7 protein-coding genes are annotated in these 16,902 nt (G+C 41.1%); 6 read left to right on the top strand and 1 reads right to left on the bottom strand.

The window, feature by feature from the left end:
- Positions 1–12: 12 nt before the first annotated feature.
- The gene (locus WKR92_RS13435) at positions 13–1,026 is read left to right on the top strand and encodes a LacI family DNA-binding transcriptional regulator (RefSeq protein ID WP_375558352.1); all 1,014 of its coding nucleotides are present in this window, start codon (positions 13–15) and stop codon (positions 1,024–1,026) included.
- Here the strand turns inward: WKR92_RS13435 and purL are convergent.
- On the bottom strand, positions 1,023–4,682 hold the full coding sequence (gene purL / locus WKR92_RS13440; RefSeq protein ID WP_375558353.1) for a phosphoribosylformylglycinamidine synthase: 3,660 nt from the start codon (positions 4,680–4,682) through the stop codon (positions 1,023–1,025). The genes WKR92_RS13435 and purL overlap by 4 nt on opposite strands.
- 206 nt (positions 4,683–4,888) lie before the next feature.
- Here purL and WKR92_RS13445 point away from each other — a divergent pair, with 206 nt between their 5' ends.
- From WKR92_RS13445 to WKR92_RS13465, 5 genes are all read left to right on the top strand, one after another.
- On the top strand, positions 4,889–5,353 hold the full coding sequence (locus WKR92_RS13445; RefSeq protein WP_375558354.1) for an META domain-containing protein: 465 nt from the start codon (positions 4,889–4,891) through the stop codon (positions 5,351–5,353).
- A 754-nt stretch (positions 5,354–6,107) separates the two neighbouring features.
- Positions 6,108–9,122 carry a SusC/RagA family TonB-linked outer membrane protein gene (locus WKR92_RS13450; protein ID WP_375558355.1) on the top strand — a complete coding sequence of 1,005 codons (3,015 nt, stop codon included), beginning with the start codon at positions 6,108–6,110 and terminating at the stop codon, positions 9,120–9,122.
- 50 nt (positions 9,123–9,172) lie between these two features.
- Complete coding sequence (locus tag WKR92_RS13455) at positions 9,173–10,810, top strand: RagB/SusD family nutrient uptake outer membrane protein (protein WP_375558356.1); 1,638 nt, start codon at positions 9,173–9,175, stop codon at positions 10,808–10,810.
- Positions 10,811–10,963: 153 nt separating this feature from the next.
- Positions 10,964–13,426, top strand: coding sequence for a glutaminase family protein (locus WKR92_RS13460; RefSeq protein WP_375558357.1), 2,463 nt, complete (start codon positions 10,964–10,966; stop codon positions 13,424–13,426).
- A gap of 484 nt (positions 13,427–13,910) precedes the next feature.
- On the top strand, positions 13,911–16,880 hold the full coding sequence (locus WKR92_RS13465; RefSeq protein ID WP_375558358.1) for a SusC/RagA family TonB-linked outer membrane protein: 2,970 nt from the start codon (positions 13,911–13,913) through the stop codon (positions 16,878–16,880).
- Positions 16,881–16,902 lie beyond the last annotated feature (22 nt).

Below are 16,902 nucleotides of genomic sequence, written 5' to 3' on the forward strand. Positions count from 1 at the left end.
CACTCAATATCAGTGAAAAAAACAACTATTTTAGATATCGCTCGAGAACTCGATATTTCTTTCTCGACGGTGTCCAGAGCGCTGAATGATCATAAAGCAATCAGCGAACCCACCAAGAAAGCGGTCAAAGAGATGGCAGAGCGGATGGGCTATCAACCTAATAAAATTGCATCTTCTCTTCGATCGGGAAAAAGTAAGACGATTGGAGTTTTGGTTCCTCGGCTTGATGTCACGTTCTTTAGCTCCGTTGTTCATGGTATTGAAGCGGTGATGAATGAAAATGGATATTCTATTCTTTTGTACCAGTCACAAGAACATTTTGATCGGGAAAAGAAGGGGATAGAAACCTTTCTAAATTCACAAGTCGAAGGGATTATTGCTTCTATTTCACTGGAGACGGACAAGAGTGATGCTTTTGCCGCCGTTATAAAAAGGAATATGCCACTCGCATTCTTCGACCGGATCTTGCCTGATTTAGAAGTGCCGTCCGTTACAATAGATGATTATCGTGGAGGTTTTATTGCAACGGAACACCTAATTAAAAAAGGGCGCAAGAAAATTGTACATATTAACCAATATCGAAATGTTAATATTTTCAATGAACGCTTGCGTGGTTATTTGGATGCATTGAAACACTATGGGTTACCGATCGATGAAGACTTGATTATAAAAGGCGACTTTTCACTCGATTTTGGTCGCCAATGCATCTGCGATCTAGTTTCAAAGAAAATCGACTTTGATGCAGTGTTCACTCTTGAAGATTTTACTGCCATGGGTGTAGTTCAACAACTTAAGGAATATTCCATAAAGATCCCGGACGATGTATCGGTGGTCGGTTTCGCTAACGAAGACTTCACAAGTTTGGTCACACCGTCAATATCTACAGTAGATCAAAATTCAATGGGTATGGGAAGGGAAGTAGCCCACCTTTTTTTGAAACTTCTTAAAAAAGGTGACTACTACAAGCATACTCCCGAAAAATTTGTATTTGAGCCTACCTTGTTAGTTAGGGAAAGCTCTATCTAGTTTTGCTCTATCCACTTCCTAGCGTTCAAAAAAGCTTCCATCCATGGCGAAACCTCATCGTTTCTTCCTTGAGGATAGTACGGCCACTGCCATTGCAATAAAGAGCGTTCAATGTGTGGCATGGTTACTAAATGTCTGCCCGTTGAATCACACATGATCGCCGTATTGTAGCTCGAACCATTTGGGTTAGCGGGGTAGGACTGGTATGTGTATTTACCCACAATATTGTATTGGTCCTCACCATAAGGAAGATCGTATTTGCCTTCGCCATTTGAAATCCAGACACCCAAGGTACTTCCGGCTAAAGTCGAAAGCATTACCGAATTATTTTCCTGAATCGTTAGGGAAGTAAACCCACTCTCGTGTTTCCGGCTATCATTATGCAGCATTCTTGGTTTAATTTTATGATCGGGGTTGATTAAACCTAACTCGATGAACAGCTGGCAACCGTTGCAGATACCAATCGAAAGCGTATCTGGTCTCTTGAAGAAATCATCAAGGGCTTTCTTGGCTTTCTCGTTATAAAGAAATGCACCTGCCCAACCTTTCGCGGAACCTAAGACATCCGAATTAGAGAAACCTCCGACTGCACCAATAAACTGAATATCTTCCAGCGTTTCTCTTCCCGAAATCAAATCGGTCATATGCACATCTTTTACATCAAACCCTGCCATATACATAGCATTTGCCATTTCTCGTTCGGAGTTACTTCCCTTCTCACGGATAATAGCGGCTTTCGGTCTTGGTTTGGCAGGGTCTATCTGCGGTGCTCGTCCACGGAAGTGTGACGGGAACCTGAACTTCAGAACATGATCCTTATAGTTATCATAGCGTTCTTTTGCTTTTTTGTCGCCACTCTGCTTTCTGTCCAGCAAGTATGAAGTCTTAAACCAAACATCTCTTAGCTGATCGATATCAAAATTCCATTCCTTCCCAGCATTCTTGAGATTCAGATTCGCAGTTTTGCTAACGCGACCTATCTTATGAAATTCAATGTCCTTTTCATTTAGGACGGCCTCAACCGATTCATCCGCTTGGAATACAATGGAAATGTTCTCAGAAAATAGAAGTTTGATCGTATCAGCCTCGTTGACACTGCTTAGATCGATTTCTGCACCCAGATCACGATCTGCAAAACACATTTCCAGTAAGGTCGTGATCAGACCTCCGCTGCCGACGTCATGACCAGCATGTATCTTTTTCGCCTTAATTAATTCCTGTATGGTGTCGAAGATCTTTTTAAACTGTGCCGCATCTTTTATATCTGCTGTTTCGCTACCAATTCTGTTTAGTATTTGTGCGAAAGAAGACCCACCCAGCTTGTGCGCATCGCCTGATAGATTAATATAATAAATCGATCCTCCGTTTTTATTTAAAACCGGTTCGATAACGTTCCTTACATCCACGCAGTTGCCTGCGGCTGAGATAATCACCGTTCCTGGTGAAATTACTTCCTTATCTGAATATTTTTGTTTCATCGACAAGGAATCCTTGCCAGTTGGAATATTTATACCTAGTTGGATAGCAAAATCTGAACAGGCTTCAACAGCTTCATACAGACGAGCATCTTCACCTTCATTTTTACAAGGCCACATCCAGTTGGCAGAAAGCGATACGCTCTTGATGCCTTCTTTCAATGGAGCCCAGATGATATTGGATAGAGATTCGCCAATTGAATTCCGGCTTCCAGCAGCTGGATCAATTAATGCTGACAGTGGCGAATGGCCAATGGAAGTTGCAATCCCTTCCTTCCCTTGGAAATCGAATGCCATCACGCCGCAATTATTTAAGGGCAAGTGAAGCGGACCCACATTCTGTTGTTTCGCAACTCGGCCCCCTACACAACGATCCACTTTGTTTGTTAGCCAATCCTTAGATGCTACAGCTTCCAATTGCAATACACTCTCCAGATAGGATGATAATTTACTCTGTTCGTATTCCAGAGGAGCATAGTCGCGGTCAACAGTCTTGTCGTTCATCACCACCTTTGGCGAACTGCCGAACATATCGCTCAGCTTAAAATCCATTGGTTTCGCATTGGTGGTTTTCGACTGAAACACAAAGCGATGATCGTCACTAACATCCCCGACAGTATACATCGGTGAACGTTCACGATCTGCTATTTTCTGTAAGGTATCAATGTGTTTTTCACTAATAACCAATCCTAGGCGCTCTTGAGATTCGTTTCCGATAATCTCTTTTGCAGAGAGGGTAGGGTCGCCCACCGGTAATTTATCCAGATCTATATGACCTCCCGTATCTTCCACCAGTTCCGATAAACAATTTAAATGTCCGCCTGCACCGTGATCATGAATTGAAACAATGTCATTATGATCACTTTCTACCATGCCCCGCACCGCATTGGCGGCTCTTTTTTGCATTTCGGGATTTGAACGTTGAATCGCGTTCAACTCAATCCCTGCTCCAAAAACACCCGTGTTTGCGGAAGAAACAGCTGCGCCTCCCATACCGATGCGATAATTATCACCACCCAGAACAACGATTTTATCGCCGCTCTGTGGTGTGCCTTTTTTGGCTTGGTCCGCTTTCGCATATCCTACACCGCCGGCAAGCATAATCACTTTATCGAAACCCAAAATGCGAGCGTCTTCTTCATGTTCGAAGGTCAGAACCGACCCTGTAATTAGTGGTTGGCCAAACTTATTGCCAAAGTCGGACGCACCGTTTGATGCTTTAATCAAAATATCCATCGGTGTCTGATACAGCCATTCCCTTTCTTTTACACCCTGCTCCCAAGGCCGATTTTTCTCGAGTCTTGAAAAGGAAGTCATATACACAGCCGTTCCGGCCAAAGGCAAGGATCCTTTACCGCCCGAGAGTCGGTCTCTGATTTCACCTCCCGAGCCTGTAGCAGCCCCGTTAAAGGGCTCAACCGTTGTCGGAAAATTATGCGTTTCAGCTTTTAGTGAGAAAACAGATTCATATTCACTCAACTTATAATAGTCTGGTTCATCTGCTCTTTTTGGTGCAAACTGCTGTACATAAGGACCCTTTAAGAAGGCCACGTTGTCTTTATAAGCCGATACGATATCGTTAGGATTCGTCTCCGATGTTTTGCGGATCAATTTAAATAAGCTCAGTGGCTTTTCTTCGCCGTCAATGACAAAAGTGCCATTGAATATTTTATGACGACAATGTTCTGAGTTCACTTGTGAAAAACCAAATACTTCAGAATCCGTTAGCTTCCTGCCGATTTGTTTCGCCAGGTTATTCAAGTAATCTACTTCATCTTCACTAAGTGCCAAGCCTTCTTGATCATTGAAAGCTGCTATATCATCAATTTCCAAAATCGACTCCGGTTGAATATCAATGGTGAAAATATCCTGATTCAATTGCAAATATTTCTGCGACAGCATTGGGTCGAGACCTTCAAAATCAGAATCTACCTCATGAAACTCTTCGATACGTTGCACCCCGTCGATAACCATGTTCTGGGTAATCTCGACAGCATTCGTGCTCCAGGGGGTAACCATCGTAGCACGAGGGCCAACAAAAGTTCCGCTTACTGTCTTGTCGTCAAGCAGTTTTGAGCCACCAAAAAGCCAGTTCAATTTAGCGATGTCTTCGGATGATAAATTTTGCTCTGTTTGTAGTGCAAAAATGGAGTTTGAGGGACTTGAAAAGAAATAAATCATGATCTTATTTAGAAAGCACAAATTTAAGGATTATTAAGGTAATATCCTTATCTCGTTCCTATTTCCGACTAGCTTTTATTTTAGCCATTCGATATCGACTTAAAATACTCCTTAGCCGATCAGTCTCCACTGCATTTTCGAAAAGTTTCCGTTTGTGTGTAGCACCAATAGTTTTATTTTCGTATCTTGAATAAACAATAATGAATATGAAAAATCGATTATTATTGAGTATTGTAACGGTCGCAGTTATCTTGTTTTCTGCTTGTTCTATTTTTCAAGGAAAGCATGGTGGCGGTCGCTCGAACGGAGCTAAAGATTTCGATCAATCTGTTAAGGAAAAATACTGGAAGTTAACCGAGATTAATGGTCAGCCTATTTCTGGAGATTTCAACAGGGAACCACATTTTATTCTGAAAAATGAAGATAATCGTGTAAACGGCAATGGCGGTTGCAATGGTTTCGGCGGGACTTATACAGTAAATGAAGAAACCAAACGGATTTCCTTTTCAGAACTATTCTCGACAAAAATGGCATGTCCGGATATGTCGGTTGAACAGGCCTTTATGGATGTACTAAGCAAAGCCGATAATTATTCCTTAAATGGTGACACGCTGACGCTCAATAAAGCACGTATGGCCCCTTTGGCCAAGTTCGTTGCTGTTTATTTTTAATACAATTCATTTTATCGCCAGCAAACCTTTCTAGCCAATCGTATTTAGTTGCTCGAACTTTTCCTACTAACCATATTAAATGCTTCTTCGAGACACTCCTTTGGTGCACCAAGAGTGACCACACGGTGGACCCGCTGGAACGGCGGTTTGACTACGAGCATTAGGGAGTCACCGTCCGGCCACCGCGGAGGCGTGTCGAACAAGTCCTATACAAGGTCCATCTTAAAGTAAGATATAATCTGCATAAGTTCGATTAAAATTGTTTGACATCATAATGGATTCAGGGCGCATTCAATCCGCATTTCATCCGCATTTTAGGCTCAAAATGCGGATTTGGTGCCTATGCGTCAAGGTTAGATTCCTCATTGAAGTAAACCAAAACATTTCCATGTTATCCAGTCGTTAGTGCCGATAAGAAAGTCACTTGGTAGATAGGGTTTTTGTAATCTCGTTTTTGATGGAAATAAAATGTTGGTTTTGGCGTGAATGTAAATTGCCGGAAATATCCTCATTAACTACACTTTATTTTTCCACATCGTCTATATTATTACATGTCAAATAATCGTTACTACGATTATTTTGCAATAGCTAAAACGTTTTAACAATTTTAACCAATTATAATGAACTCACGCCTTAATAATATAATAAGCTAAACTATAAGTATGCAGCTACAATTGTAAACTGAAAAGCCAATAATAGCCTATCGAAAAACCATGAGAACCTTAAAATTTTCTGAGAAAATAAACTGATTAATATGCGAAACTTTAAACTAAAAAATGATTTTGGACATCGTCTAAAAGAACGTGTTCCACTGTATTCAAAGGGGCTTCTACTTTTGCTCTTTGCTTTTTTTATTCAATTTGGCAGTAATGTCTATGCAACCGAAGCTCAACAAACCATTACCGGGAAAGTCGTTGATTCCGACGGTATCGTGTTGCCCGGAGTAACGGTGACGATAAAAGGTACCACGCAGGGAACAAGCACTGATGGAGATGGAACCTATCAGATTCAAGCTAGCCCTGATGACGTTCTTGAATTTAACCTCATCGGATTTATCAAACAGGAGGAACTTGTGGGAAATCGTACAAATATCGATGTTACCCTAGCTCCGGACACCAAGGCATTAGAAGCTGTGGTGATTGAGGTGGGATATGGTTCGATGAAGCAAAAGGAAGTAACTTCGGCTGTTGCGCACGTCGATTCAGAAGATTTTCGTCAAAGTGGTTCAAGAAATGCGTTGGATTTAATTCAAGGTAAGGTTCCTGGATTACAAGTCACTCGTTCTAGCGGGTCTAATCCTAATTCAAGTCCAAGTGTTCAATTAAGGGGTGTTGTAACTGTTACGGGAAGTGCAAGTCCATTGTATGTAATTGATGGAATTCCGGGCGGAAATATGGATTTACTCCAACAAGACGATATCCTTTCTATCGACGTATTAAAAGATGGATCTGGAGCGGCTATATATGGGTCGAGCGCCAATGCTGGGGTTATTTTAGTGACAACAAAAAAAGGGAAGGCCGGAGAGCCATCGTTCTCTTACAGCAGTTATGCACGAAAAGAATATTTGGCTAGAAGACCAAACACCTTGTCTCCTCAAGAGTTCCGCGACAGAATAGCGTCAGGAGATATCGATCAAGAAGACTTTGGTCACAGTACTGATTTTTACGACAAATTAATTAATCATAGCAATATCTCCAACAACCATAATTTTGCGATGAGCGGCGGTACCGCCACAACCAACTATCGCGCAAGCGTTAATTATCGGAATTTACAAGGTATTAGCTTAGAAAACAGCCGACAAGAATACGGTGCAAGGTTGAATATAAACCAACGTGGTTTGGACGACCGTTTAAATGTTTCTATGAATTTAGCGACCAACTTTAACAATGCTAATTTGTTGGGAGGAGGTGCATGGGAAAGCGAGGCTTATAAAAATCCTACGCTATCAAACTATAATGAAGACGGCAGTTACCGGTTCGATCTCACGAGCACGAATGAGTACGCTAGATTAATGCAAGAAACCTCGTTAAGAAAGCAACAGACAACCTCTGCTGACTTTAAAGCTGATTTGGATATTATTGAAGGTTTAAAAGGGTCAGTATTTGGGTCTTATCAAAGAAATACATGGGTAAACAGCCAGTACGCTCCGCAGGATAGTGAAAACTCACTTGAAAATTCGGATTACCCAGGTGGCGCTTGGGCCTCTAAAAGCGATGTTCTCTCACAACAATATGCTTTTGAGCCGACGCTACAATATAATACAACCCTTAACGAGAGACACGATTTAACCGCTATTGCGGGTTATAGCTATCGGTATGAAATCAACGAAGGCTTAAGCGCATCCAATAGAGGATTTATCAATGATTTGTTCCACGAAGATAACTTGAGCGATGGAACTGCCTTAATTGATGGTAAAGCTTCAATGGATAGTTATAAAAATGACAATACCTTAATCGCGTTTTTCGGTCGTGTAAATTATATGCTTGATGGTAAATACATGGCACAGTTTATCCTCCGTCGCGAAGGTTCTTCTCGGTTTGGTGAGAATAATAAATGGGGAAATTTCCCGGCCGTATCAGCAGGATGGAATATATCCCAAGAAGATTTCATGGCGGACGTTGATTTTGTTGATTACCTTAAGTTAAGAGTCGGTTACGGAGTCACTGGGAACTCAGGTTTTTCCAATAATGCATCGCGTGTTACTTTAGGTGGAGGCGGAAGATACCTTTATCCAGACGGTTCATATCGGGAAACGTATGGCCCTAACAGAAATCCGAATCCGGACCTGAGATGGGAAACGAAACACGAACTAAATATTGGTATTGATTATACGCTATTCCAAAATAAATTGAGCGGTAGCATTGATATTTATGACCGTACAACTAAAGACCTATTAGATCAATATACTTCACCACAGCCACCATATATCCAATCGAATATATACACAAATGTAGGTACCATTTCTTCTAAAGGTATAGAGTTGGGTTTAAGCTACTCTGCAATTTCAAAAGAGGATTTTTCGTGGATTGTGGACTTGACTGCTAGCACGAACGAAAATGTGTTAGATTCTTATTCGAATGATATTTATAAAGTAGAATACAAAACATTTGGAGGCATAGGTGGTGCAGGCGATTTGGGTGATGCTATTACAACTTATGAAGGAGAAAGAGTGGGTCAGTTCTGGGGCAAACGTTTTGCTGGTTTTACTGAAGATGGAAAGTGGCTTTTTTATAACCGGGACGGAGAAGCTGTTCGTAATGACCAGATTAATAATTCCAAAGATCGGGACGTGACCGATTTGCAACATATTGGAAATGCGATTCCTAAATACTATTTGTCACTGACGAATAGTTTTACCTATAAGAACTTTGATTTTCGGTTATTTATGCGCGGTAAATTTGATTACGATATCTTAAATACATCGGCGTTGACTTATGGCAATAAAACCTGGAGTGGTAATCTCTTGGAAGAAGCTTTCGGAAAGTATTCTGAGATTGACGATACGTACATGTATTCTGATTACTATTTGGAGAGTGGAAGTTACTGGAAAATCGATGAAGTTACCGTGGGCTATACCTTTAATTTGCCAACAAAATTTGTTAAGAACCTACGGGTATATGCCACTGGCCAAAATTTAGCAACCATTACTGGTTATTCGGGCAACGATCCTGATTTCGTTTCCGACACAGGTCTCGGACCTGGTATCGACGGCCGGAGCGCTTATCCAAGTACTCGATCTTTCCTTTTAGGATTGAACCTGACTTTTTAGTGCTGATAATTAAGGAAATCTGAAAAAGTAATTAATAAAAAAATATTTTGATGAAAAAGCAACCATTTTTAAAAGTATTCATGATGGGCATAATCTTGCTGGCGGGATGTACTAAGCTGGACGAGAATGCTTATGATGAAATGATAACTGATAATTTTTATAATAATCGAACAGAGGTAATATCAGCAGTTTTAAGACCATATACTCATGCCAACGCTTGGGTAACACCATCAGGGCAAGATGGTTGGTGGCGGCCTGCGGAACTTTCCGGTGATCAGCTAGCGTGGCCAACCAAAGGAAGACACGGAGAGGATGGAGGAAAGTGGAAAAGGCTACATTACCACACATGGACAGTTGATGAAGGGGGACTAAACAACGCCTGGTCTCTAATGTACTGGGGGATGGGTTTGTGTAATGACCCAATACAAAATATCGAGTCCAGAGATTTGGTGCAAATGGGTATAACGCAAGAAGAAAAAGACGCATTTATTGCTGAATTAAAGCTGTTGCGGGCTTTTCATTATCTTAAGTTGATGGACCTTTTTGGGAATATTCCAATTGTAACTGAAGTTGGGGTGCCGGCACAGCCAGAAACTAGGTCTAGAGTTGAGGTGTTTAATTTTATTGAGAGTGAAATTCTGGAAAACATAGATAAAGCTCCTAAGCTTTCTGAAGATATGTTAGGAAGAATGACTCAAGCAGGGGCTTATGCCATGTTGGTTGAACTCTATCTCAATGCAGAAGTATGGACCGGAACACCGCGTTGGGACGATTGTATAGCTGCTGCTGATAAATTAATGAATGGAGAAGGTGGCGCGCAAAATGGTGTAATGGCCTTGGATCCGAATATAGAGGATCAATTTAATACAACAAACCACCTGTCAAAAGAAGTGATTTTCTCGATCGCTTATGACTATACCATTGCTCAATTTCAACCGTCGTGGCCTAGTGAGTTCTATCATTTTAAACAACGTGAAATATACGGTGGAGGAAGAAATGGAAATGACGGGATCGTGCTTATTCCAGGTGTTTACACCACCTATGATGATGAGGATTTGAGAAAAAGCGAATGGCTGTTGGAAGGTCCTATGTTTAATTTTGAAACGGGAGACCCAGTAACAGGATCAGAGGAGTACAATGGGCAACAGCTTGTGTTTGTAGACAACATTCAAAAGAATAAAAGCGGATCTACTGAATCTACCATGAGTGAAGGCGAAGAGAATAGCGGGGTTAGATTTAATAAATATAAACTTGGAAATCAAGTGGTGGGTGAAGACGGAACACCTATCGATCCAAATTACAATAATACAGATTGGAACATTTATCGCCTAACTTGGATCTATTTTGCTAAGGCAGAGGCTTTGATGCGTAAGAATGGTAATACGGCTACAGCCGAGGCTGTAGATTTGATTAACCAATCTAGACAACGCGCTTTTGATGAAGAGGATAGAGGAGCCAACGCATATACTACTGCGACGTTAACAATGGATGAATTGTTAGCAGAGAGAGGTAGGGAGTTTATTTTCGAAGGGTTTAGGCGAAATGATCTGATCCGCTTCGGTAAGTTTACTACCGAGAGCTGGTGGGACCATGAACCTTCTGAACCGTACAGAGAATTGTTCCCGATTCCGCAGAGACAGCGTGATTTAAATCCGAATTTAGATCAGAATCCGGGTTATCCACAATAGGATGTAATTTTTATTCGGTAACAAAAGCCACTCCATTTGGGGTGGCTTTTTTGATTTTTAAAAAAATATTTATTTAATATTTTGAAATACGACTAAAACAATTTAGCTTTGATGTAACGCAATCGATTACTTAACCTAAATTTTCCGTCGATTATGAAGCGAATATTAGCGATATTATTATGTACGTTGTTCTATACAGCTGCTTCTTCTCAGGTGAGAAAGGCTCCGGCGTATCCGCTAATAACCCACGATCCGTACTTCAGTATTTGGACATTCACGGATAAGTTGACCGATGAGCCTACAAGGCATTGGACTGGTAGTGAGCATCCTATGGTAGGTGTAGTGGAGGTTGATGGTAAACCTTACCGCTTTATGGGTCAGCTAGAGAAAGCTTATAATCAGCTTGTACCCACTGCCGATAAGGGTAACTATACGGTCAAGTATAGTTTAGTTCAGCCTGCCGACGGATGGGTGGATGCTGACTTTGACGATGCTGACTGGAAAGTAGGAGCGGCCCCTTTCGGCAATCGTAACAGCGAGGTTGCAACAGCTTGGGATGGCCGTGATTTGTGGGTGAGGCGCAGATTTGATATTCCGGATAGAGATTTAGGTAGCTTATTATTGAAACTTGATCATGATGATAATATCATTGTCTACCTGAATGGTGATATTATTTATCGACATAATGGATGGACCGAAGAGTTTAAATATCATGAAATCCACGATTCAATAAAAGGACGACTTAAGAAAAAGGACAATGTGTTGGCTATGCATGTCGTCAACACAGCTGGTGGAACCTATTTGGATGGGGGGATTGTTGAAGAAAAAGAGCAGGAAGGTGGTGAAATATTGATCGCTGAACAAACAGATCTCAAGTTTGAAGCAACACAAACGGTTTACACTTTTGAAGCTGGCGGGATCGATTTGAAGCTAACATTCACCAGCCCATTATTGCTTGATGATCTAGACCTGGTTGCAAGGCCTGTCTCTTACATAACGAGCGAAGTCAAGGCGAATGATGGAAAGGATCACGATGTGCGTATTTGGATGGGCGTGTCGAGTACGTTGGCGGTTCACACACCTTCGCAAGAGGTGGTTGCCGAGAGATACACGAGCCAAGGGTTGGAATTGTTGAAAGCTGGTACGGTTGAACAGCCGATATTGCAGCGTTCGGGTGATGGAGTACGAATTGATTGGGGCTACGTTTATGTTGCGGTGCCTCAATCTCAGAAAAGCACTCAGTATTTATCCAATCAGGCGCCTGTCTTCGGAAGCTCGGAAGGAAGCGGTGTACACTTTTCAGCTGACCAAATAACCGGACGAAGCATCATGATGAATACCATATTGGATTATGGGACGGTTGGGTCTAAGCAAGAAGAGCAATTCGTCATGCTGGCATATGATGATTTGTATTCTGTTCAATATTTTGGTGAAAACCTTCGTCCTTGGTGGAATAAATCGGGTAATAACGCTATTGAAAATGAAATTCAAGCAGCAGCGGATAGTTATAAACAAGTTTTTTCCAAAGCTGAGGCATTTGACAGGGAATTACGTCAAGAAACAACGGATGTGGGAGGAAGTAAATACGCTGAATTGTGTATTATGGCTTACCGCCAATCGGTCGCAGCTCATAAACTTTTAGAATCGCCGCAAGGTGACCTCCTTTTTATGTCGAAGGAGAATTATAGCAATGGGTCTATCAATACGGTGGATATTACATATCCATCTTCGCCACTTTATTTAATTTATAATCCAGACCTTCTAAAAGGAATGTTAAATGGGATTTTCTATTATAGTGAAAGTGGTCGATGGAAAAAGCCTTTTCCCGCACATGATTTAGGAACATATCCTTTAGCAAATGGTCAAACCTATGGTGAAGATATGCCGATTGAGGAAGCGGGTAATATGATTATATCGACCGCAGCTATCGCGAAAGTTGAAGGGAATGCGGAGTATGCTAAGCAACATTGGGATGTATTAAGCGCATGGGCTGAATATTTAGTAAAGGAAGGTTTCGACCCTGCGAACCAATTGTCTACAGACGACTTTGCAGGACATTTAGCTAGGAATGCAAACCTATCTATAAAGGCGATCATGGGAATAGGAGCTTATGCGATGATGGCAGATATGTTAGGAGAGAAAGAGACGGCTGCGCGTTTTAGGAAGAGTGCCGAAGCGATGGTGCCTAAATGGATGAAGCTGGCAGATGATGGAGATCACTATGCATTGACATTTGATGGGCAGGGTACTTGGAGTCAGAAGTACAATCTGGTTTGGGATAAGGTTCTTGACCTGAACTTGTTCCCAGAAGAAGTGAAACGCAAAGAAATTGCCTATTATTTGACCAAACAAAACAAGTACGGACTTCCACTGGATAGCCGTCGGGATTATACTAAATCAGATTGGGTATTGTGGACTGCCGTGATGACAGATAACGATCGTGATTTTAAGGCATTGATTGAGCCCATGTATAAATACGCAGTTGAGACGCCTAGTCGCGTGCCGATTTCCGATTGGCACGACACAAAGAATGCTGAAAAGCAAAACTTTCAGGCAAGGAGTGTAGTAGGGGGCTACTTCATGAAGTTACTTGAGAAAAAGATCAGAAATAAATAATATAACCAAAATAGCCATTTATGACAAACGTTAACGTATTACTATCACAAGGGTGTTACGATGCCGTTAATACCGATCTAGATTGGATGTTTTTAGAAACGAAAAAGTAGGGGCAATAAAAAAATAAAATATTTTTAGAAAATATTTGCTAAATCGTTTTTATTTGATAAATTAGCTTTATAAACTTAATAAATAACCAGTAATAGTAATAAGCCAGAATAAAACAGTAAACTATTTCGCGATTAAGGAAGATCAGGAGATCTTATTGTAGTCGAAATAAATTTTATGACATTGTAAACAAAAAATTATGAATAGAAACTTTTACTCTTCAACAGTCATCATTAACGAAACAAATAGATTATTAACCTAAGGTTTCAGTTTTTATTGATCATGTTTATTTTTCCCTAGCATCGACGTTAGGGTTGACATGTGATAGCTATGTCTTTTTCAGAGTTTTTAGTTTCCCAGTTATAACTTAATGAGTATGCGCATTTTATTAGTAACCGTTTCCCTCTTATTGGCGCTTTGTAGCAATGGTTTTGCATTGATGCCCGCCATGGTGATTCAGCAGGATACCACCCTTCAGGATACGTCCGCGAGGGATACTTCATTGCAGGCGAATGAGTTCGACATAGGTCGAGATTCTATTTTTACGGACGTGCCGCTTGAAGGGGTATTGAACCCTCGGGCCTTGTCTATTTTCCCTGCGGTTTCATTGCAGCAGTATATTAAAGGGAATGCACCGGGAGTCCACGTCCACGAATCCAGCGGTGAGCCAGGGGTCGTTCAGTCGATGTTTATTCGTGGCCTTAGTGTGCCGGTTCTGTCACATAGAGATCTTTACGATGCACAGCCATTAGTGGTTGTTGATGGTATCCCTTTGATTTCTAACGACCATCCCTTTGCTTTTGATATCCAGCAATATCGTTTCGATAGAATTGGACCTGCAACGAATCTGCTGGCTTCGGTTGATATGAATAACATCGAATCTGTTCGTGTTTTACGAGATTTAGCTTCAGCGGCAAAATACGGACCGAAAGCGGCAAATGGTGTTATCGAGATAACCACAAAACAACCGGAGAAGAAAAGCAAAAAGATAAGCTTTAATTCTTACTTTGGAATGGTTCAGCGACCTACTGTAACTACTATTAATGGGTCTTATGAAAATGACTTCCGTAGACAGTTTTATAACAAATACACAACCAATGGTCGCTATAACGATGATGATGTTTATCCGATCTACTTAAGCGACTCGCTGAACAGTTCTTACTATGGCCCGTCTGATTGGTCAGATTCTTATTATCAGAATAACTTGATTCATGGTATATCAGCGGATATATCCGGGGGATCAGAACGCGCCAATTTCCGTTTCTCGGTCGGAAATATGAGTAACAAGGGTATCGCGGATAATACCGGTTTGAATCGTTATAGTGCGATGTTCGCCATTAATATGAAGCCATTGAAATGGTTAATGTTTTCTGCCATGGTAAATGGAAACAGACTCGAGCGGCACCGCAACAAGAATTTACGCGATCGTTTTGCGCAAATGAATTATTTGCCGGATTTGTCATCTCCTTTAGCTCCGAATGATGAGGTTTATAGCGGCTATCTGGACAAATTTGAAAACAGTTTCGATGATAACTTTACCAATTTAATTCAAGGAAACGCGAAGTTGGTAGTCGATTTAGATCGCTTAAGCTTTACCACACGTTTAGCTGTGGATTATAATGAAGGTTACCGCGACTTATTCTATCCTCGTCCGCTATTGGAAGAAAATAGTTATGCATCCAATTATTACGGGTTTAATCAACGTTTGATCTTCGATAATACGCTTACTTACGATTGGGATATTGACGATAGAAATCGTCTGTACCTCGAAGGCAGTGCAATATTGGAATGGGATGCACATAAATATAATTATGCATATGCTTACAAGGGAGTGAACGACTTTATTAAGCTAAATCTTCTGGAGTCGGATCCTTATAATCCCAACTATCTGATACCAACAGCATTCCCTCGTGAATTGGTTTATAAATTCTTGGATCGTACGAAACGAAATTTGGTTTCATTCTATGGTAGAGCTTCGTATAATTTTGACTCAAAATACACAGTTTCCTTCTTGTTAAGATCAGACGGCTCGTCTAATGCACAGCCAACAGAACGTTGGTTTATTAGTCCGACATTAGCCTTGGGCTGGAATGTGAAGAACGATCTAATGGCTGGGAACACAGTTTGGTCCAACCTGAACCTCCGACTAAATGCCGGTCGATTAGGCAAACTCAATTCCTTTGATAATTATTCGCAGGGGCCACAATATACAGCTGAACTAAGCTATACCGGTAATAAAATTAATCCAGGCTACAATGGTTTAGCAGTATTAACTAGACCTTATGATTTTGGATGGGTAGGTTATGGAATCCCATGGGCTTATACAGATCAAGTGAATGTTGGAGTTGACGCGTCTTGGATTAACGATCGTTATCGTATGAGTGTGGATGCTTATTATAAGGAGGACAAGAACCAGATGTTAGGTATCCCTTCTTTTGCAGAGTTTGGATATACCCAGTCTTATCACCCAGGTATGGATGTTCGCAATATGGGTGTAGAACTGATGTTGGGTGCAGATGTGCTAGCCCATAATGATAAGACGGTTGGCTGGACGACATCATTACTAATGAATTATAACCAAAATCAATTGACTGCGCTACCTAATGGATTGGATGAGATTGTCATAGGGGATCGCTTGTTGCGTGTTGGTGAAGCTGTAGATCGTTTTTGGTTGTACACGAACAATGGCATATACGAGTCTGATGCGGAAATTCCTGAACAAGATGGGACACGCTTATCTTATAATGGTAATGAAATGCATGCGGGTGATCCCAAATGGGCGGACCTGAATAATGATAATCAAATTAACGATGCTGATAAAACGTTAATGGGTAATATCTTCCCGAAAGTGACAGGTGGTTTCAATAATGCGTTCACCTATCAGGACTGGTCACTCGGAGTTGATTTTTACTTCAATTTGGGTAGAAACATCGTCAATCAAGAAATGTCAAACCGCTTCAACTTTATTAACCGCGAAGGTAATATTGAAATGAGCTCAGTGAAGGAGATTACCTATTGGGAGGAAAGAGGCGATTACAGCCAATACCCACTATATAATCCATGGAGTTCGGTAATTCCCTACCGTGCAGAACAGGATCTTTTCTTGGAGAACGGATCATTCTTAAAATTACGTACGGTGTCTTTGGGATATGATCTTTCGTCCATTTTGAAGTCGAGAAGATCGTCTATTAATAGAATTTATGTCTACGGTTCAGCTCATAACCTGTTAACCATCTCATCCTATTCGGGTAGAGATCCTGAATTGGTGAATTTTACAGGCTATGATACGGGTTACGGAATGGCCATACCAACAACCTACACGATCGGCGTGAAAGTGGATTTATAATAAGAAATGATGCATAACATTT

Source organism: Albibacterium profundi (assembly GCF_042159835.1).
Lineage (GTDB): Bacteria > Bacteroidota > Bacteroidia > Sphingobacteriales > Sphingobacteriaceae > Albibacterium > Albibacterium profundi.

Bases quoted from the DNA above. Each gene is read 5' to 3' on its own strand.
- WKR92_RS13455 (WP_375558356.1), top strand. From the start codon at position 9,173: ATGAAAAAGCAACCATTTTTAAAAGTATTCATGATGGGCATAATCTTG.
- WKR92_RS13460 (WP_375558357.1), top strand. From the start codon at position 10,964: ATGAAGCGAATATTAGCGATATTATTATGTACGTTGTTCTATACAGCT.
- purL (WP_375558353.1), bottom strand. From the start codon at position 4,682: ATGATTTATTTCTTTTCAAGTCCCTCAAACTCCATTTTTGCACTACAA.
- WKR92_RS13450 (WP_375558355.1), top strand. From the start codon at position 6,108: ATGCGAAACTTTAAACTAAAAAATGATTTTGGACATCGTCTAAAAGAA.
- WKR92_RS13465 (WP_375558358.1), top strand. From the start codon at position 13,911: ATGCGCATTTTATTAGTAACCGTTTCCCTCTTATTGGCGCTTTGTAGC.
- WKR92_RS13445 (WP_375558354.1), top strand. From the start codon at position 4,889: ATGAAAAATCGATTATTATTGAGTATTGTAACGGTCGCAGTTATCTTG.